We start from the raw sequence: 19263 nt of genomic DNA, 5'->3' as shown, positions 1-19263 counted from the left end.
GACGCGTCAGGACCGACGCGGTCAGAGTACCGCGTCGCCTCCGCCGAGCAGGTAGCCGAGGCCGAGGGGGTCGCGCTGGTCCCGCATCAACTGGCCCCGGCCGGTAATCCAGGCGCTCCCTCTCACCTGAGGTACGATGCCGCCATCGACCGTTTCATGCGTGCAGGTGGCAATACCGAAATAATGTGTTCCCAGAATGCTTTCATTGATGAATGTCTCGCCGATTGCCAGTTTGTCCTGCGCCACCAGAACGGCCATGCGCGCGCACGTTGCTGTGCCACATGGCGACCGGTCGAACGAATGACCATGCGAGATGGGAACGTTTCGGGCGTGTGCCTCGGGAGAGTGGGCGGGAGATGTCCAGACAATATTGCCGATTTCCGGCACCTCTCCGGTAACGGGATCAATGATGGAAAATGCCGTGTTCAAGACGTCACGTACCGGCTTGGCGGCGGCCACCAGTTTATCAATGGCATCCGGCACGACGGCCAGGCCGACTGAATCCGCGGGGAGAAAAGCGTAATATTGTCCGCCATAGGCCACATCGACCTGAACTGGTCCGGCATGACCAATGTCCAGCGTAATCGAACCGACATAATAAGCGAGGGGCGTGCGAAACGTGATCGCCTCGCACCGCCCCCCGACCATGCTCGCTTCCAGTTCCAGAAGGCCGGCGGGTGTCCGCAAGTCAAAGACAAGTCGTTCGGTCGGCGCAGAATCAGGGGATTTGATGAGCCCGATTTCACATAAGGTTGTTGCGACACCGATCGTCGCATGACCACACATGTCGGGATAGCCGTTTGCATCCATGAAGACGACGCCGAAAGAGTCTTCAGGGTGTGCCGGTTCGATCAGCGCGGCGGCAAACATTGACCGATGGCCGCGTGGTTCGAACACGGCCAGGCGCCGCACCCAGTCGCGCGATCCAGCAAGGAGGTAACGAGCATCGACGGGCGAAAGCCCGGGCATAAGCCCTGTTCCATTCAAAATGACGCGTGTCGGCTGACCGCAGGTATGGGAGTCGACGATATCGAGCGTTTCGTCAGATTCCATAATCGAGATATTCTTAAAGTCTGCTAAGCGTGGCATCGTTTATCGCGAATCCTCAATTTCGTGTTGCGCGGCGAAATGGCATCGTCACCACGGTGACGTCATGTCGCAAGCCCTGCCGGTCGATGTCATGAGATATATCCGCTATTGCGTGTATTCCAAAGACTTGTTTTAAAAATCATAGGATTTTCATGACGGATTATCTCACCCGGCCGAAACGCCACTCGCAAGACGGCCTCTTCCGGTGTTATAAAGCAACACCACGGTGTCGAAGGATATTCCTCTTGGTCAACACGGCTCTTTCCTCGGATTCTGACTCTTCTTCGACATCTTCCGGGACGGCCAATGTCGGCACCCGGGTCGATCGCGTCCGTCCGGCCGCGGCGGCGGCGATCGGGAATGCGCTCCAATTTTATGATTTCTTCTTGTATGCGACTGCGGCGGCGATTGTTTTCAATACGGTTTTTTTTCCGTCCGGCCGCCCGGTCGTGAGCATGATCGGCGCCTATGCCAGCTATGCCGTGGGGTTCGTTTCCCGTCCCCTGGGTGGGATCGTCTTCGGTCATGTCGGTGATCGCTTCGGGCGAAAGATCACCATGGTCTGGACCTTGAGTCTGATGGGCGTATCGACGGCATTGATCGGTCTGCTGCCGACGTTTGCACAGGTGGGGCTCGGAGCGCCGGTCATGCTGGTCTTACTCAGGCTTATTCAGGGCTTTGCCGCCGGGGGCGAATGGGGCGGTGGAATCCTGATGTGTACGGAGAATGCTCCGCCGGGCCGGCGCGGCTTTTATGGCGCATTCAGCCAGGCGGGTGTCGGCTTCGGTTTCGTCCTCTCCTCGGGGGCGTTCTATGCCATGCAGCGCATGAGTGGGCATGGCTTCCTGACCTGGGGATGGAGGGTACCGTTCCTGTTGAGTGTCGTCGTGGTCGCGGCCGGACTCCTGATCCGTTCCCGGGTGCCGGAAAGCGCGGAGTTCAGATCCGCATGCGATGAAGTGTCTTCCAGGCAGCCTGTTCGGGAGGTGCTGCGTGAACACGGGCGGGTATTGCTCATATCTGGCGGCTTGCTCCTTGCCGAAATGTGCGGTCCATTACTGACCACGACGTTCGCTTTGGCCTATGGCGCGCTGTGCGGCGTCACGAGCGATATTCTGCTTCTGGGCGTTTTGCTGTCGATGATCGTTGATACCTGCGCGATGCTGGGATTCGGCTATCTGTCTGATCGAATCGGACGAGGGCCGGTTTATGCTTTCGGGATCTGTGGTCTGGGCTTATTCATCACGCCGTTTTTCCTGTTCGTCGGCAGCGGCCATCCCGTACTCATCGTGTTTGGCTTTATTCTGGCGAATGGCCTGTTCCATGCTGCCATGATCGGCGTGCAGCCGGCTCTGCTGACAGAATTGTTTCCCGTGAGCGTTCGGGCTTCGGGGCTGGCCCTCACGCAATCCATCGCTTCGGTGTTGGTCGGTTTTCTACCGCTCGGCGCGACGGCGCTCTTCTATGCAACAGGAAGTATTCTTCCGATCTCGGGAGGGATGATTGCAATCTGCATGGTGTCCCTGCTGGCGTTGCGGGCCGCGTTCAGGCGCTTGGCGACGAGCCGCGTCTAGCGCTGGCTGCCCGCATCCGGAGAATCAAAGTCTTGGAAGCTGTTTGCAAAGTTGGCCGGCCGAATGAGAGTGCCGCGTGTCGGATCGTTGGCAGGATGACTTTGCAAATAATTGCTTACGCCGTACACCTGACGGCGGTGCCTGCCTGTGCCCAGGGACGACCGGGCGGCCGCCTACTCGATCGATAGTTTGGCGAGGTTCTCACCGATCTGCTGAAGGGTCGTGACAAGTTGGTCAAGCGCCGCATCACTGATCCCTTGCATCGCGCGCTTGACCTGGCGTGCGACAACGGGTGTGAGCGTGTTCAGCAGCGTATGTCCATCCGTGGTCAGCGTCACGATCGTGATCCGATTGTCCGCCGGGTCGGGCTCTGTCGTGGCGAAACCGAGTTCGACCATCCGCTCCACGATCCGGCTCACGGTATTACGCTTGATCAGCGCGTGCTCGGCCAGGTAGCTGATGCTGGTCGGCTCCGCTTCCCGCAGCACGGTCATGATCCGGTACATGCTCTTGTTGACGCCGTGCTTGAGCAGTACCGCACTGACATCTTCATGGTAACGGAAGTCGGCGTGCGCGATCAGGTAAAACGGTGAACGAAAAAGCTGATAGCCCTCCTGGGACGGGTCATAGACCATGCGCTGATTGGTATCGATCTTCTTGGACTTCATCCTCGCCTACTTGATTAGGATTGCAATGCCATCGCCAAAGATCTAGCCGATCTTGCGGCGATGGTCATCTTCTCATGGAGGTCACAGCCGGTTGAAAAAGCTTGTCAGCCGGATGGCTGCTTCCTCGAGGCGCTCGCGCGGCTGCGAGCCGAAGCAGATGCGCAGATTCCGGTCGGCCAACTGTCCATAAAAGCCACCTGCCTCGACCACCACACCGCACTGCTCCAAGATCGAATCGGCCAGGGCCTGCGAGGTGCGGCCGGTGGCCGAGATATCGGGGAACGCGTAGATTGTTCCCTCCGGCGGGGTGCATGTCACGCCCGGCATCTGGTTAAGGGCCGACACGATCAGGTCCCGCTTCTTCTGGTCGTCTTGCACCATATGCAGAAGTGGTGCCTGATCGCCTGTCACCGCCGCAAGCGCGCCTTCCTGGATGAAGGTGTTGACATGCGTCACCTCGTTGGCGGTGACCTTCAGCATGCCGTCGATGAGTTCCGGACTTGCCATCGCGTAGCCCAGCCGCCATCCGTCCATGGCGTAAGCCTTGGTGAAGGCATACATGGAGATCGTCCGCTCGGCCATGCCGGGGAGGGCCGCAATGCTGATATGACGTGCATTATCGAAGGTGATGAAGTCATAAACCTCATCCGAGATGACAAGCAGATCGTGGCGGATAGCCAGCGCCGCCAGGTCTTCAAGTTCCTCGCGCTTATAGACGCGTCCGGTCGGATTGCAGGGATTGACCAGCACGATCGCCTTCGTGCGCGATGATATGAATGGCTCGATCAGGGCCGCGTTGAGTGCAAACCCGTTCGCCCGATCAAGCGGCGCAAGGACAACCTTGCCACCGGCAAGTTCGATTTTGCCGACATGCTGAGGATAATAGGGTTCGAGCAGAATGACTTCGTCGCCAGCTTCAACGGTGGCCAGGAATGCCGCGAAGGACGCCTGCGTCAGCCCATTCGTCACCAGGATTTGCTCAGGCGCCGCGTCAATCCCATTGAAATCGCGCAATTTTTCCGCGAGTGCCGTCCTGAGCGTACTGATTCCCTGCAGATCGCTGTAATGCACCTTGCCGGCTTGCAGGGCGTCGATCGTCGCACGTTTGATATGTTCGGGCGTATCATGCACCGGCCGGCCGAGTTCGAGATGAATGAGCTCAGCGCCGCCTGCCGCCAAGGCGGCGGCCTTGGCGAACATGCCGTAATTCTTTTTGGAAGAGTGCGTGATCCGCTTGGCGAGAAATGACATTCTCTGAAACTCCTGAGGCAGATGTACGAAATCGAAATTGTTAGTCGCGTGGGATCAAAAAGCGTCGGATCCGGGCCGCTCCCATCAGTAATTTCGGTACGTGGCGAGCAAACGCGAAGCCGGCAACGGACCGTGGCGGTCGCATGGGTAACAGGGTGCGGTAGCCGCATGCGCCGGCCGATGCCCAGCGCGCGGCTTCCCTTCCGGCGATCGTATTGATCGCCAGACCGCGGCCGTTGCAGGCCTGGATGGCGATAGCGTTGTCAGCCAGCACCGTGATGCGCGGAAGCAAATCCGTGTTGAGCCACGCGGTGCCGACCCAGATATGTTCAAGCGGCATGTCCCGCCAGACAGGCAGCATGGATGCCAGGCGCCGATTAATAGCCTTTTCGATCTGGATCCGGTCGATTTGCTCCGGTGCCGTGCAGGCGGTGATAAGCCGGCCGGCCGTATCATAGCGAATTGAGAACACATCTGTTGATAGATCGGTCAGCATATGCTGGCGCGGGAGGATCCATTGCCGCATATCGGCTGGAAGGGGAGGAGTGGCCACCTCGCAGACAGAAAGCGGAAGCACACTGTTTGCCAGCCGGGCGTCTAAAAGCGTATTGCCGCCATTCGCGCACAGTACAAGCTTTTTGGCGGTGATCGTGCCGTCCGCAACGCTCAGATCCCAGCGGCCATCGACACGTTGGCTGATCGCGGTAACGGCAGTGTTACGGTGAACAATGCCGCCGCGCTCCATGACGCACCGGGCCAGGGAATCCACGTAGGCGACCGGATCGATTCCGCCGCCGCTGCTATCGAGCAGCGCGCCGCCATATCCCCGGCAGCCGGTCAGCGCCCGTGTCGTCTCGGCATCGATGAGGGAGACGTCATTGCGAAACGGTGTCCAACCCGCAGCCAAGGCGCTTATCGCGCGGGCGGATCTGGCGGGGAAAGGGGCGAGAAAGCCGGTCTGCATCGGGGCACAGTCCAGTGCTTCGTCCCGGATCAGATCAAACGTATAGCGGGCGGATTCCGCTACGGCCTGAAGCAGTGCGCGACCGATATCCGGACCCAGTCGGCGCAGCACCGCGGCCGGGGTCTTTCGGACGATCTGTCCGGTTACGATGCCGGCGCTGGCCCCCGTGGCGCCCTCGGGACGGTCGGCAGCTTCTAGAACAATGACGTCTCGTCCCTCGCGGGCCAAATGCAGGGCGGTGGACAGGCCGGAAACCCCCGCGCCGACCACGGCCACCTCGGCCTGCGCCTGCCCGACGAAGCGTCCGGCGCCGGGGGCTGGTCCATTTTGAGATTCCCAAAGGGATGGATCTGCGCCGTGTCGGCCGACATGTGCCACCTTCATGTCAGGCATTGCGGACGAACGTGAGTTCGCAGGCGCCCTGACGGCGGATCGTGCGGCAAGCCTGCTGAAAATCGGCGAGATCGGCCGGCGCGATGCGTGCGCAAACCGACCCCATGATCCAGCCCATTGGCATGAGCAGGCGGGCGCCATCGCCATAAAACAGGCCGATGTCAAAGAAATCGGCTTCCGGCATACCTTTCCACGTGCCACGCCGCGCAAATACGGTTGCGATTTCACCAGCGGCAGGGTAGCTCGTTGCGTTTTCGAGTGGAATATTGAGCGTGCGTTCGGGGTCGGGCAACGCCGATCCGAAGATAGGGCAGGATATTTCTGGACCGGTCCACATGGCGTGGATTGCTTCGTGAGCACGGGCAATGCCCGCGATCTGCCATAAAAGTTCGGCGTTCTCGGGCGCGAGATCGTCGAGCAGATCGACCTGGACATCCAGGTGGGAGCGGCTTTCACGCAGGCGGATGCTACGGGGCATGGGAGACTCTTTAAGGTAGATGACGATATGGCAGTAATTAAAGCACCCATAATCACGTGATGTCGAGGGTATTTCGTGAGCGGTGAGAGCAGGCAATATCCTGGCGAATGATGGTCGGCCCGCGTGCCGCGCTTCGACTTGTAGACATAGAGGAAACGAACGATCTGCGGCACCGCAAAGGCGCGCCGGCGACAGATGTACCCCCGTTGGCCTGTTTCAAAACAAACGCGATCTGCGCCGCGGTGAACTTAGAGGTCTTCATGAAATTCTCCTCATCCTGGATACCGAATCATAAGTGGAGAATTCCGACTCAAAATAGCCGTGTTTTTCGGGGAGCACGCAGTGCTTTGGCATCGTCACTCTGTCATGCGGAAAGGAAGGGTATTTTGTGGTCCATCGATCACACATATCGTTGGCTGCCCTCTTCCGTAACCATGAAATCACGAGAAACCCTACGAAACCAGAAGGTTCGTGGGGTTTCTCGTGTGCGCGTGCCAGACTGGATGCAGGACGTAGGTCATCCGAAAAGGGCTCTTAAACCGCAGAGACTTTCAAGTACCGTTTCAGGCCTGTGACCGGTGGGTACTTCGACAAAATAGAACCGGGCCATGGTCGGGCGAGGCGGGATCCTTCCGTTCCATAAGTCGTTGCTGATGTCCAGACCGACACTGGTGCCGTTGGACGGGACAGGCTCGTCCGAAATGATCGCATCGACATCATCGGACCAAAAGACAGGACCCTTGGCCAGGCGCAAAACCACCGGCCAGCGATAGTGACGCGCGACATTGATCAGGGGTTTGTACAACTCGACTCCTGCGGGAGTCAGAGCCGTGTCTTGTGCATCTTCCTCGATCAGGATACCGCCAATGGCTTGCGAGGAAACGGTGCGCACCATATCGGCTATATACATGGATGCATCCTCGATCGCATCGTCGTCGATCTGCTGATGGTTGCGTCCGAGCGCCGTATCAATCCATCGAAGCCATGCCCGCGGAGATGGCAGGGCCAGGACCAGTGGGGCGCGTCCTCCAACATTGGCAAGTACCGCCTCCACCACTTCGAACAGAATCTGGCGCGGCCCGACATCATCGAGAAGTTTGCGCAGGCCGAAAGACGGGCGGGTTTTTGCGGCCGCGGCCTCCTTGAGTGCTGGATTGCGCGAAAGCCAGGAGGCGTACAGTTCGGCCACTTCGATCACCGCCACATCCGGGCGCAAAAGCCCCTGCGCCTGGCTGAAATAAGCCAGATACTGGGCGGCGCCGACCCATGGGTCGCTGCCGTCGGAAAGGAGGAGTCGTCGGGTATAACCCGACGACTTCAGCCACAGGCGAAGCCCATCGTCACCGGATGGCTTCGATAGGATATTGCTGAGACCCTGGCTCATTTTCTTTCATCTCCCGAGGCACCCGTTGCCGCGAGCCGTGCCTCGAGTTCCGCAATGCGCACATCTTTGGGATGGGGCATGTAGTTCGGCGCGGGCGTATCGGCATGCCGGGTCCGGTCTGGGCTGCCCAGATAGAGCGTATCGACATCATCTCCCCAGCAGCCGAAATATTGCAGATGTGCGGGCGGTACGGGCTTGTTCCAGCTCTTGACGAATTCGTTGAAGGGCATGCTGCGCGCGATGCGTGCCTTGCGCTCTTCGGTGCGTGCGACTTCGGTCGCTTCGTGATTGATCGCCAGTGTCACCGGATCGAACACCACCTTGTAGAGACGGGCTGCGACACCGGCGGACATCAGGCCGTCCTCGATATCGCGGATGACACCTTGCGGATCGCGTTCAAGAAGATCGCCATATCCCGCACCAGCGCCCTGGCTGATCATGAACAGCTCGCCACGCTTCGAAATCTCGAACCCCATGCCCATGTGATGCGTCGTGTAGCTGGCGCCTTCGAAGGGTTGGTCATTCATCATTTCCTCGATGGAATGACGAAATTTCTCCGGATTGCTCAATAGCGTCTCATACGTATCGACGCCCTGGATCTTGCACAACGGATAGGTGCCGCAGGCATAGCCGCCGAACAGGCCCTGGAGCGGCGGCACCTTCGCACCCTGCGCCGTGGTCATGAAGCCCCATTCCGCGGAATCCTTGGTGGCGACCATCATGGTATAACCCTGTCCGCCACGATACTTGCCCGGTGCGATGGCATCGCGCGTCATCTTCTTGGACACGAGTTGCAGGAACGGCACGTCCTCCTCGTTCAATTCCTGCTCGCCGATATCGGCCATCGTCGCAAAAATCGGGGCCAATGCGTGTTCACCGTCCCGATCGGACACCGCGCCAGCGCCCATGCCGTTGAGGTCGGCGCATAGATTGCCAAGCGTTTCGCCATGCTGGCTGACCCCACCCCAGATGAAGGTGTTGATCATGTTGAAGGTCGGTGCATGAACCTTCGTGTATTTTTCCGGGCAGCTATAAAGGAACTTGGCGACCGCATGCTGGCCAGCGGTAAAGCCCGTAAAGATCGACATCAGGCTTTGCGAGTTCGGTGCGTTATAGGAACTGTTGAGGATCGAGTGCGGATCGGCGATGACTTCGATCGGGGCAAAGGCGGCCTGGCCTCGTGGCATGTCGGGCCAGACATAGCAGAGAAAAATCTGCGACAGCATGCCTTTGAGGCTCGCCAGGACCGTATTCGTCGCGCGGTTGGTGAATTCCGGACTCGATCCGCGAAAATCGAAAATCAGCCGGTCTCCCGTCTTGGTCAACTGGCAATTGACCTTGACGATGCAATTTTCACGCAAGGTCGAATCCTGAATGATATAGCTGCGGACGGTCATGTCCGGCCATTCCGAAATTCGCCGTTTGACCTCGCTGCGGATGTTTTCCATCGTCAGGCGCAAGGTCGAGATGACCGCCTCCGGGCCGTCGGATTCGAGCGACTCCTCCAGTCGCTGCTTGATACGCAGGCAGGCAAACAGCTTGACCTTCATATCTTCGTATTGAAGTTTTGGCTCGCGCACGGAGTTCTGCAGAAAAGTCAGAAGATCGCGTTTGATCTGGTAGTTCTCGACGACCTTGAACGGCGACATCTTCAGCCCTTCATCAGAGGGACTCTCGGCCATCGACGGCATTCCGCCCGGCTCGATAGCGCCATTCTCGCCTTCATGCACGGTCGAAGCTACCCAGCAGACCAGCCGTCCGTCATGGAAAATGGGCAGGATCATGCTCTGATCCGTGTTGTGAACGTTGCCGTAGCGCGAGTCATTGTGGATGAAGCCATCGCCTTCGCGCACGCCCACCGTCGGGTCGTTCATCCAGTTCTTGATGATGAATTTGATCGGATGATGCACAAGAGCGGAGAACAGCAATACACCGCCGGAACTGGCGATCGCGAGGTCGCCGCCGGCCGAATAGACACCGGTGATGACATCGCCCCATTTCGCGCCGGGAGCCGCACCCATCTGTTCGACCATCTCATAGCCTTCGTCGCAACCGGCCTGGATGCGATCGCGGATCTTTGCGATCGTATGTGCATCGCTGACCTTGCCGATGGCGGCATCTTCCTCGGCAGAGCGCGGCAGGATATCGTGCTCCTGCATGATCTCGGGATCTGGACCGAGGAAGAGTGTCGTGTCGTTGAGGAATTTCTTGACAAGTGCGGCGTCCTGTTCGCTCAGAACCTTGGACCTGCCCGAGAGATTCATGTTGTTCATCGTATTTCACCTGTAAACGCTGTTCGAACCGGATCCTTCAGGACAATACCGTCGCGGTATCTGGCGTCTCTTCCTTGATTCTCAGGAACCACGATGCATTCTGCCGGGCAGCTACGAAATTCCAGCCCGGATTGACCAGAAAAGTGGTCACATCCGAGGCGATGACGGCAGGCCCCGTGATCTGCATGCCCGGTTCGATTGCGCTACGGTTCCAGACCGGCGTCTCGAAACTCTCCTTGTGGCCAACGAACCAGCAGGTGCGGGTCGTATGTGGCGCCGGCGGTGCGGTGCGGAAGGCTGGCTCCACCGGCTTGACGTCATCGAATTGTACCGTCTCGTGATGAACATAGGCAGCGACGCGAACGGTATTGATGCGGATACCGGCTTCGGGAGCCTGCGATCCGTTTCCGAACCGTTTTCCGTAATCTTCCGAGAACTGGGAGATGATTGCCAGAACATCCGCCGGCCCACGCAGATCATGATTGGGGATGACTGCCGTGGTCTGTACGAGCTGGTTGCCATATCGCATGTCCAGCTCAAGATTATGACGGATATCCTCCAGGGAGACGCCCTGGCGCAGGAGGTCCTGGGTTCCGCGTTCCTTCAGGTCCTCCACGATGGCGTTGAAGCGGTTATAGTCGTCGAAGATCTGACGCGAATTGGAATCATACAGCACCATATAGAGAGATTGTTCGTGGATATGGAGCTGATGCATGTTGCCTGCCCCCACCGCTGAGAAAACCGAACTTAGGGGCGGTGCCAGAATCCGGTCGATATTCAGATTCTGGGCGATGCCGCAGCAATGCAGGGGGCCATTGCCGCCATAAGCCAGCATGGCGAAATCCTTGGGATCGTAGCCACGCGCCCGCAATTCGGTAAAGAGGCCGTTGGCCATGTTGGCATCGACTTTCTCCCGGATCAGGAGCGCGGCTTCGATGACCGAGCAATCGAGTTCATCGCACAGAGCGTTCTGGATGGCCGATCTCGCCCGGCGCGGATTGAGCGGAATCGACCCGCCTGCGTAATTGGCCGCGTCGAGATAGCCCAGGACCAGATCGGCATCCGTCACGGTCGGGCGCAGGCCGCCACGATCGTAACAGGCTGGTCCCGGATCGGATCCCGCGCTTTCCGGGCCGCATCGGACGGTCTTGTACATCCGGTCGTATGACGCGATGGAACCGCCGCCGGCCCCGAGCGTGACCAGGTGCACCATCGGCACCGATACCAGCCAGCGGTCGATGACAGGATTGAAGTCGTAATGTTTCACGCCACCATCGACGACGATTCCGATATCGTAGCTCGTGCCGCCCATGTCGGTGGCGACGACATTGCCGAGCGCCGCCTGGAGCGCCAGATGTTCGGACGCGGCGATGCCGGACACGGGGCCGGAATGGATGGTTTGCAGGGCGTCGGTGGAATTGAGCTGCGCCATGCCGCCCGAATTATGAACCACCAGCATGGGCCGGGCATAGAGATGGGCGCGGAGATTCTGTTCGAGTGCCGACAGCGCGTGATACATTGTGGAATGCAGATAGCCGTCGACGATCGCGGAGGTGGCGCGCACATATTCGCCTTTCCGGCCGGCCACCTGGTGCGACAGGATGACGGGAATGGCGCCGAGCAGATGCGAGGGATATTCTGCGAGCAGAATTTCCTCGATGCGCTGCTCATGAACGGGATTCACGACGCTGTTGACCAGGGCGACCACGATGATCTGCGCGCCTTTATCGACGAGTGCCCTGATCTGGGTGCGGACGTCGTCCTCGTCGAGCGGCATGACCAGGTCCCCCTGGAAATCCAGGCGTTCGCGTATGCCGCGGATCATGTGGGGTTCCACCAGCGGGTCGGGGCGCTGCGCATTGGGCATGTCCTGCTGGCCCAGCCTGTCCAGCCCCTCGCCATAGCCACGGGCGCGGCTGAGCGGTACGGTGGCTTCATACCCTGCGGTCACGAGCATTCCGATGCGCGGACCCTTATGCTCGATCAGCGCGTTTGTGCCGAGTGTCGTCGCATAGCGAACGGAATCGACGTCATCGAGAATGTTCTCCAGGCCCAGTCCGAGAACGTCGCATGCCTTGCCCAGCGCCTCGTTGAAGCCCATGGCGAGGTTATGGTGGGTGGTCAGGGCTTTCGCCTCGATATATCGGTCGCCCCAGACGACGAAGCAGTCGGTGAAGGTGCCGCCGATATCAACGGATACGCGCTTCATGGTGTTTATCCCCATTTCTTCTTCTTGAGGCATCGGCCCCCCGCGGCGAGCCGCGTCCCGTCGTTGCGGGAAGGATATTCAGTGTTGATGTCCTTTGTCGGCCAGAACTTCGGGGCCTGCGGCAGGCGCCACCGTGCCCCGTTGCGCCCATTGGGCCTTGAGGGCAGTCAGATTGACCTCCATGTCGTACAGTGGCGGATGACCGGGGATAGCGTATTCCGTTTCGACTTGCGTTCCGCAGCCGGGGCAGCAATATTCGAGAATACGCACCCACTCCGGGTCAGGGCTGAACGTGTAGCGGTATTTCGTCTGATCGATGATGGGCGGATGGATTTCGCCGGGATCGCGGTCATGGACCAGCAGTCCTTCCTTGTAGTTCCTCCGGGCCGGCCCGATCACATGATCGCACACGCGGCATTCCCAGTTCTCGGATTCCAGATCGATGCGGAGATATTCCGTCATTTGCACTTTCATGATGCTCAGGCCTTTCTGTTCAATATGATATCGCCCATGTCACTGATGACGAACTGCCAGCCTTCGGGTATCCGGCAGGTGAAATAGTCTTCCTCGAGAATCGATGGGCCGTCGGAGAAATCGCCGGATTGAAGGCGGTCGAGTTGATAAACGGGAATATCAATGCGGCCCCGGTCGCGGATCAGCACATTGCGGTGTCCAGCCGCCTGCGCCTGCCTGGTGGGGGTGGCGGCAGCCGTCCTGCTTGACGTATTTCTCATGCTTTTGACCGCTGCCAGCTCGAGTTCGATGGACGATGCCGTCGACAGCTCGGGCGGGAATGGCGTTTCGTCATTCAAATCCGCAATCTGCAAGGGAAAGATGGTTTCCTGACCAGCAACATCGGCCACCAGGCGGGCACTGATCGTATAGCTGCCCTCGGGAAAGCCTTCGGCGAACATGTCGCGCGTTGCCTTGACCTTCAGCGCCCTGAGCGCTTCGGAAAGTTCCTCCGACGTGCGCTGCGCAAGGATGACGCCGTAGCGTTGCGAAATATCGCAGGCTCCGATGCCGTAAGCCGAGAACACGGCGGCCATTCTCGGTATCGCAACCGTCCTGATGCCGACCTTTTCGGCGACGCCGCAGGCGTTGAGTGGTCCCGCTCCGCCGAATGCCAATAGGACCGTTTCGGGTGATATTTTGGTAAAACGATTGAGTTCGACGGCAATCTTGTTCTCGTAGGCATATTCCATCTGCAACAGCGCCTCGTCGAGACCGATGCCCAGGGGTTTGGCGATATTCGCTGTGACAGCGGCCGCCGCACGTTCGCTGTCGAGGGTCATGCCGCCGCCGAAATAGGAGGCGGGATCGAGCAGGCCGCTCAGCAGACTGGCGTCCGTGATGGTCGCTTCCTTGCCGCCGCGTCCGAAGCAGGCCGGCCCTGGCACCGCGCCCACACTTTCGGGCCCGATGACGATGCGGGCATCGACGACCCTGAAGATCGAACTGCCGCCGGCGCCTGCACTGACGATTTCACAGAGGGGCAGAGAAACACTGATGCCCTCGACATTGCCACGACTGACCTCGGCCACGGTACCATCGCGATATTGGCCGATATCGGTGGTGGTACCCCCGACGTCGATCGACACGCTGTCGGTAAAGCCATAGAGTTTCGAAAATGTCTTGACGCCCTCCATGCCGCCACGCGGGCCGGAGGAATAGGTCTTGATTGCCACCGTCTTGGCCACGCGCGAGGCATCGCCATCATTGCGGAAGATCAGGAGCGGGTTCTTGATGCGGTAGTCGCGCAGGCGATTTTCGGCATTATACAGGAACGCTTCCATGGACGGATGGAGGAAGGAATTGATCAGCGCTGTCCAGGTGCGCCGCTCCACCGCCTGATCGGTGGTCAGGTCGCTGCCATACAGGATCGGTACGGCGCCCAGAAGATGCCTGGGATATTTGCGCAAGGCAATTTTCTTGAAATGGTCTTCGAGCGTACGGAAGTTCGTGCCGCCGAAACTGACGACCAGGCGGTTTGCCCCGGCGGCCGTCAGCCGATTGATCGCCCTGACCACCTCGACATTCGCGGCGTCACCGGTGATGGATGCGGGATCGAGACGCTCGACCCGGTCGCCGACGAGCGCTTCGAACAGTTCGGGATCGTGTTCCGCCAGGCGGGCTGGCAGTTCGTCCGCGCAGGTGTCTGTAATCAGCCCCAACCGCGGCCCCTTGCGTTCGCAGATGGCGTTGGTGCCCTGGGTGGTCGAATAGCGGATGAGATCGACTTCCTCCAGAAGCCGTTTGACATCAGGCGCGCCATAGATCACGCTCGATGCCTTCTGTAGTCCCTCGAAGAAGCATTTACTGAGATCGTAAGGTGTGGTCAGCACCTTGGTCTTTCTGACGGTATCATCCGTCATGATGCAGATATCGGTTAGGGTGCCACCGTTATCCACGTTGATCTGCAATGTCATCGCGCATGCCCTCCGCCGCTTGCCCTTGCGGGTGCGGTTATTCTTGTTGAGTGCGAGGTCTTGGCTGGTGTTTAAGATCCTGCTTGGAGACCATCGATACTGTCGGGCAAGGATGTGTCTGTATGCAATGGAATCTTCCTGTAGCCTGAATTCTTGTTAGATCATTGATTTATAATAATATGTCGCGGGTGAGGGCGTTGTGGTCCGTCTGTTTTGCGGAACGGCGTCCGGTTTTCGGTTGGAGCATTGCAAGGGGGGCATCGTGTACAAGTCGACGTCTGGCATCGGGAAGCATGCGGCGGGAAGGGTGAGCTTGTCGTAGCCGAGGGACCGTCTACGGTTGCTCACCGATCGCGCCATTGATGACTGCCCAGGTGAGGCTGTTGTTCGGGATTCTCTAGAAAGTATTTTTTATTCTATAAAGAATTCATAATGGGAATATAAGGTGGATCGATTTTGCGTGCTAATGCGTCGTGGCGGAATGAGACGATGTTCCGTCCCGCAAGCGCCGCGACGTACCGACATAGGATTCGAGACCAAACTGCTTGAGCTTCACATAAACCGTGCTTTTGGCGATTCCCAATTCGCGCGCCACCGCGGTCATATTTCCATCGCAGGATTTGATGACATGCAGAATGGTGTCACGCTCTGCTATTTCCATACGGGTCAGAGTGCCGTGCGTATCGTGCTCGCCGATGGCGTGATCGCTTCTGTCGTCAAGCGCGCTCCAGAGTTCGGTGGGCAGGTCCACTTCGGTCAATAGAATCTGATCCGAATTCAGAAGCATATTCTCGATGACATTCCGCAGTTCGCGAACGTTTCCGGGCCAGCTATAATGCTGCAGGAGGCGGATCAGTCCGGGTGACAGGCGGCGTGGCTCAAGATTATGCTGGCGTGTCAGCGATGCGCTATAATGTGCGGCCAGGAGTGCAATATCTTCCGTACGCGCCCGCAGGGGTGGAATATCGATGCTGGTGACCGCGATACGATAGAACAGGTCCGTGCGGAAACGCCCGGTCTGGATGTCGCGGCGCAGGTCGCGGCTGGTGGCGGCGATCAGGCGAAACGAGATCTTGCGGGGACGATTTTCGCCCAGGCGGCAGATCTCGCCCTCTTCAAGTGCCCGGCGGAATAATGGCTGAAGTTCGACTGGCATGTCTCCGATCTCGTCCAGGAACAGGGTGCCCCCATTGGCGGCTTCGATCTTGCCGGCCATTCCCCCGCGCCGCGCACCCGCGAAAAGACCCTCGCTGAAGCCGAGGAGTTCGCTTGCTCCCAATTCATGCGACAGGCTGCCGCAGTCGAGCGTCACGAACGGCAGGACGCGGCTGGCGCTTGAATCGTGAATGGCGCGGGCCAGCATGTTTTTGCCGGTGCCGGTCTCGCCCGTCAGCAGGATCGGCACACGACTGCGTGCCAGGTGCTGTGCGCGGCTAATGACGGCATTGAGTGCCCCGGATTCTCCCACCAGTCTCTCGAATTCGCCCTTTTCCCGCCTGTCGGCGCTGGCGGTGGGCTCGGAACGGCCCGGCATCAGCGCCGGCGCGCGACGGCCAGGTAGCATGAGGATGGCGCCAATGCGCTCGCCGTTCTCCATGACGGGTTCCAGCCAGTCCGCCTGGAGCCAGTTCGGCAATGTGTCGGGATGTTCGTGCCCGCGCGCCCAGGAAACGGTGATGCCGACGCCGTCTGGCGCTGTGGGGGCGAAGTTGACGCCCATTCGGCCCAGAAAGCGTTCCGCATGCGCGTTGCAGCGGATGGGGCGACCGCGACGATCGAGAATGATCACGCCGTCCGAATGGTGTTCCGACAGGCGATCGAGGCATTTATCGAGAAGACGGCAGCGGATTTCCGCCTCCAGGCAGGCCAGGCGATTTTCGATCTGCCCGGCTGTCGCGATGACGAGTTCGAGGCTGTGGCGGTCATAGGAATCGCTCAGGCCCGAAACATCGATCACGCCGATGATCCGTTTGTCACAGGGATCGCGTATGACATTGGCCGAGCATGACCAGTGTTTGACACCGCTGCAATAATGTTCCGACGAATGGATCTGCACGGGCAGACCGACGGCCAGGGCGGTGCCGATGGCGTTGGTTCCGATGGCTTGCTCGCTCCAGTTGGCCCCGGACAGGAGATGGACGTTTTCAGCCGCCCCCCGTGCGGACGAGTCGCCTTCCAGATTGAGGATGGTGCCGTCCGGGTCGGTCAGGACCATGACCGTACCGGCCTCGCTCAGATAATCGCGCGCCGATGCCATGATCGCGGCACTGGCCTCGACAAGGTCGGCGCAGTCATGGCGCAGGGAAAGCAGCGATGTCTCGCTGAGGGGAGGGGGCGCCTGATCGCGGGTCGGGTCGACATTGGCGTCCAGGCATCGCCGCCATGATTGGCCGATCAGGCGCCGCAGGGCGTTGTTGCCGGTGTCATTCCCATTCAGGAAGCATTTCCAGGAGGTCATGATCAGCTGGTCGTTTTCGGGAACGGAAAATAGCTCGCGTCCAGCGGCATCAGGCATGGTCGTCTGTCCTCGTGCGTTCTTCGAACGCCACGCGCCGCCTTGAAATCTGTGCCATTGGCGGATCGCGGCGTAGGCTCTGTTTCCGGATGCGGTACGGCGCCGGGCCATCCCGCCAGTTCAGGCTTCTTGTTTTTTATTGCTCTTGATCTTCGTGCAGCCGCGAAGCCACGACCCGATCGCGTCCAGCATAGCAGAAAAACGCATTGTCGCTGATCCGGTTCGTGGTCGGCGACAATCGGAATGCCATCGTTATGTCATTGTATTGTCGGAAATTCTGACCTGAAGCATCGGGAGTGGGCGCGCCGGACCGTCCGGAAATCGGACGGTCTTACAGCCGGGTCGGACGGTATTCGAAGTCCGCATCGGTCTTGGCGCGAACCTCCTCGACCGAAACGCCGGGGGCCAGTTCCTGCAGGATCAGCCCCTGGGGGAACCGTGCGAGGACGCAGAGATTGGTGATGATCAGGTCGACCACCCGCACGCCGGTTAACGGCAGGCTGCATTGCCTGACAATTTTCGAGCGTCCCTGGGCTGTGTGCTCCATCAGGACGATCAGCCGTTTGACCCCGGCCACCAGATCCATGGCGCCCCCCATGCCTTTGACCATCTTGCCGGGCACCGCCCAGTTGGCGAGGTCTCCCGTCTGCGACACTTCCAGCGCGCCCAGGATGGACAGGTCGATATGGCCGCCCCGGATCATGCCGAAGGAGGCCGCGCTGTCGAAAAAGCTGCTGGTGGGTAGTGTGGTGATGGTCTGCTTTCCCGCGTTGATCAGATCGGCATCCTCCTCGCCCTCCCACGGAAACGGCCCCATGCCGAGCATGCCGTTCTCGCTGTGCAATTGTATGGTGATGCCTTCCGGTATGTGATTGGCCACGAGGGTCGGAATGCCGATGCCGAGATTGACATAATCGCCGTCGCGCAACTCTGCCGCCGCGCGCGCCGCCATCTGGTCGCGTGTCCATGCCATGGTCTCAGGCCTCCTGTTTTTCGCGTTTTTCACGCACGGTGCGCTGTTCTATGGGTTTTTCGGCGACCTCGACGCGGAGGAGGCGGTCGATGAAGATGCCCGGCGTGACGATATGATCGGGTTGCAGGGCGCCGGCGGGCAGCAGGTGCTCGACCTCGGCAACGGTGGCGTCCGCCGCCGTTGCCATCAGCGGATTGAAATTACGGGCCGTCATCCGATAGACGAGATTGCCTTCGGTATCGCCCTGATACGCATGAATGAGCGCCAGATCGGCGCGCAGGCCGCGTTCCAGGATGTAGGACACGCCGTCGAATTCGGCGCTGGGTTTGCCGTGGGCGATTTCGGTCCCGACGCCGGTGCGGGTGTAGAATGCCGGGATGCCCGCGCCGCCCGCGCGGATGCGTTCGGCGAGTGTGCCCTGCGGCGTGAACGTGACCTCGATTTCACCCGCGAGATACTGGCTGGCGAAAAGGGCGTTCTCTCCGGCATAGGAGCAGATCAGCTTTCGCACCTGACGGGTGGCGAACAGCTTGCCGAGCCCATTTCTTTCCGAACCGGGATTGTTGGAGATCAGCGTAAGCCCGCGCACGCCCGAATGCAGGACAGCGTCGATCAGGGTCGCGGGAATGCCGCACAGGCCGAAGCCGCCGGACATGATGGTCATGTCGTCTCGCAGGAGGTCGCCCAGCGCCTGCGTCGCCGTCGTCCGGATTTTGTCGGTCATGTGGGTCCTCGCATGCGCTCTTATTATGTGGAGGAACGGGGCGCTTATTGTCTGGTTCGTGTTTTATATCCGCGATGCATAAGCCTCTGCCATTATCTGCGGCGGGATCGGATGGATTTGTTTAATTGTGTTGTTTCAACAGGTTGATCTGGTCCGGGGAGGCGGTAAACGTCGGATTTACGGCCAGGGCGGCCTGGTCGGCGTCTGAATAAGAAACGGTCCTCATGGTCCTGATGCGTCGCCCGGTCCCTGCCGGCGCAATGTCCGTAAACACGTCGCCATGCGTATGGAAACCCGACGGTTCCGGTCGTCAGGATAAGACCAACCATCTGAAACAAA

At 59.6% G+C, this 19263-nt stretch carries 14 protein-coding genes; 1 reads left to right on the top strand and 13 read right to left on the bottom strand.

The genetic code is table 11. The features are described 5' to 3' along the window. Positions 1-21 precede the first annotated feature (21 nt). On the bottom strand, positions 22-1053 hold the full coding sequence (locus ACMAUO_RS17815; protein WP_420358221.1) for a proline racemase family protein: 1032 nt from the start codon (positions 1051-1053) through the stop codon (positions 22-24). Positions 1054-1334: 281 nt separating this feature from the next. On the opposite strand from ACMAUO_RS17815, the gene ACMAUO_RS17810 reads away from it, so the two are divergent. Then, positions 1335-2663: an MFS transporter gene (locus ACMAUO_RS17810; RefSeq protein WP_420358220.1), complete on the top strand. Its 1329-nt coding sequence runs from the start codon at positions 1335-1337 to the stop codon at positions 2661-2663. Between the two features lie 173 nt (positions 2664-2836). Here ACMAUO_RS17810 and ACMAUO_RS17805 read toward each other — a convergent pair whose 3' ends face one another. The 12 genes from ACMAUO_RS17805 to ACMAUO_RS17750 all read right to left on the bottom strand — a co-directional run bounded on the left by ACMAUO_RS17805 (position 2837) and on the right by ACMAUO_RS17750 (position 18924). Beyond that, on the bottom strand, positions 2837-3331 hold the full coding sequence (locus ACMAUO_RS17805; RefSeq protein WP_420358219.1) for a MarR family winged helix-turn-helix transcriptional regulator: 495 nt from the start codon (positions 3329-3331) through the stop codon (positions 2837-2839). A gap of 81 nt (positions 3332-3412) precedes the next feature. After that, entirely contained in the window at positions 3413-4582 is a 1170-nt protein-coding gene (locus ACMAUO_RS17800) for a pyridoxal phosphate-dependent aminotransferase (RefSeq protein ID WP_420358218.1), read from the bottom strand. A gap of 40 nt (positions 4583-4622) precedes the next feature. Continuing rightward, on the bottom strand, positions 4623-5930 hold the full coding sequence (locus tag ACMAUO_RS17795) for an NAD(P)/FAD-dependent oxidoreductase (protein WP_420358217.1): 1308 nt from the start codon (positions 5928-5930) through the stop codon (positions 4623-4625). Position 5931: 1 nt separating this feature from the next. After that, the gene (locus ACMAUO_RS17790) at positions 5932-6417 is read right to left on the bottom strand and encodes a DUF3830 family protein (RefSeq protein ID WP_420358216.1); all 486 of its coding nucleotides are present in this window, start codon (positions 6415-6417) and stop codon (positions 5932-5934) included. Positions 6418-6934: 517 nt separating this feature from the next. Then, the gene (locus tag ACMAUO_RS17785) at positions 6935-7801 is read right to left on the bottom strand and encodes a hypothetical protein (RefSeq protein ID WP_420358215.1); all 867 of its coding nucleotides are present in this window, start codon (positions 7799-7801) and stop codon (positions 6935-6937) included. After that, positions 7798-9834: a hydantoinase B/oxoprolinase family protein gene (locus tag ACMAUO_RS17780; RefSeq protein WP_420358316.1), complete on the bottom strand. Its 2037-nt coding sequence runs from the start codon at positions 9832-9834 to the stop codon at positions 7798-7800. The genes ACMAUO_RS17785 and ACMAUO_RS17780 overlap by 4 nt, the downstream gene beginning before the upstream one ends. A 277-nt stretch (positions 9835-10111) precedes the next feature. Beyond that, a complete protein-coding gene (locus ACMAUO_RS17775; protein WP_420358214.1) occupies positions 10112-12283 on the bottom strand; it encodes a hydantoinase/oxoprolinase family protein in 2172 nt (723 codons plus the stop codon). A gap of 78 nt (positions 12284-12361) precedes the next feature. Further along, a complete protein-coding gene (locus tag ACMAUO_RS17770; RefSeq protein ID WP_420358213.1) occupies positions 12362-12745 on the bottom strand; it encodes an acetone carboxylase subunit gamma in 384 nt (127 codons plus the stop codon). 17 nt (positions 12746-12762) lie between these two features. Beyond that, on the bottom strand, positions 12763-14712 hold the full coding sequence (locus ACMAUO_RS17765) for a hydantoinase/oxoprolinase family protein (RefSeq protein WP_420358212.1): 1950 nt from the start codon (positions 14710-14712) through the stop codon (positions 12763-12765). A gap of 463 nt (positions 14713-15175) precedes the next feature. Continuing rightward, positions 15176-17227 (bottom strand): sigma-54-dependent Fis family transcriptional regulator, encoded by a 2052-nt coding sequence (locus ACMAUO_RS17760; protein ID WP_420358211.1) that lies wholly within the window; start codon positions 17225-17227, stop codon positions 15176-15178. 331 nt (positions 17228-17558) lie between these two features. Continuing rightward, positions 17559-18200: a CoA transferase subunit B gene (locus ACMAUO_RS17755; RefSeq protein ID WP_420358210.1), complete on the bottom strand. Its 642-nt coding sequence runs from the start codon at positions 18198-18200 to the stop codon at positions 17559-17561. Between the two features lie 4 nt (positions 18201-18204). Continuing rightward, positions 18205-18924, bottom strand: a complete 720-nt coding sequence (locus tag ACMAUO_RS17750) for a CoA transferase subunit A (protein WP_420358209.1) — start codon at positions 18922-18924, stop codon at positions 18205-18207. Positions 18925-19263: the final 339 nt, after the last annotated feature.

This window comes from Gluconacetobacter brunescens, from assembly GCF_048695475.1.
GTDB lineage: Bacteria > Pseudomonadota > Alphaproteobacteria > Acetobacterales > Acetobacteraceae > Gluconacetobacter.
Note: the sequence above shows the minus strand (reverse complement) of the source record. Positions and strands in the feature narration are given on the sequence as shown.

What these genes read in the sequence shown, in the direction of transcription:
- ACMAUO_RS17815 (WP_420358221.1), bottom strand. Translation starts at nt 1,053, where the DNA reads ATGGAATCTGACGAAACGCTCGATATCGTCGACTCCCATACCTGCGGT.
- ACMAUO_RS17805 (WP_420358219.1), bottom strand. Translation starts at nt 3,331, where the DNA reads ATGAAGTCCAAGAAGATCGATACCAATCAGCGCATGGTCTATGACCCG.
- ACMAUO_RS17800 (WP_420358218.1), bottom strand. Translation starts at nt 4,582, where the DNA reads ATGTCATTTCTCGCCAAGCGGATCACGCACTCTTCCAAAAAGAATTAC.
- ACMAUO_RS17795 (WP_420358217.1), bottom strand. Translation starts at nt 5,930, where the DNA reads ATGAAGGTGGCACATGTCGGCCGACACGGCGCAGATCCATCCCTTTGG.
- ACMAUO_RS17790 (WP_420358216.1), bottom strand. Translation starts at nt 6,417, where the DNA reads ATGCCCCGTAGCATCCGCCTGCGTGAAAGCCGCTCCCACCTGGATGTC.
- ACMAUO_RS17785 (WP_420358215.1), bottom strand. Translation starts at nt 7,801, where the DNA reads ATGAGCCAGGGTCTCAGCAATATCCTATCGAAGCCATCCGGTGACGAT.
- ACMAUO_RS17780 (WP_420358316.1), bottom strand. Translation starts at nt 9,834, where the DNA reads ATGGTCGAACAGATGGGTGCGGCTCCCGGCGCGAAATGGGGCGATGTC.
- ACMAUO_RS17775 (WP_420358214.1), bottom strand. Translation starts at nt 12,283, where the DNA reads ATGAAGCGCGTATCCGTTGATATCGGCGGCACCTTCACCGACTGCTTC.
- ACMAUO_RS17770 (WP_420358213.1), bottom strand. Translation starts at nt 12,745, where the DNA reads ATGACGGAATATCTCCGCATCGATCTGGAATCCGAGAACTGGGAATGC.
- ACMAUO_RS17765 (WP_420358212.1), bottom strand. Translation starts at nt 14,712, where the DNA reads ATGACATTGCAGATCAACGTGGATAACGGTGGCACCCTAACCGATATC.
- ACMAUO_RS17760 (WP_420358211.1), bottom strand. Translation starts at nt 17,227, where the DNA reads ATGCCTGATGCCGCTGGACGCGAGCTATTTTCCGTTCCCGAAAACGAC.
- ACMAUO_RS17755 (WP_420358210.1), bottom strand. Translation starts at nt 18,200, where the DNA reads ATGGCATGGACACGCGACCAGATGGCGGCGCGCGCGGCGGCAGAGTTG.
- ACMAUO_RS17750 (WP_420358209.1), bottom strand. Translation starts at nt 18,924, where the DNA reads ATGACCGACAAAATCCGGACGACGGCGACGCAGGCGCTGGGCGACCTC.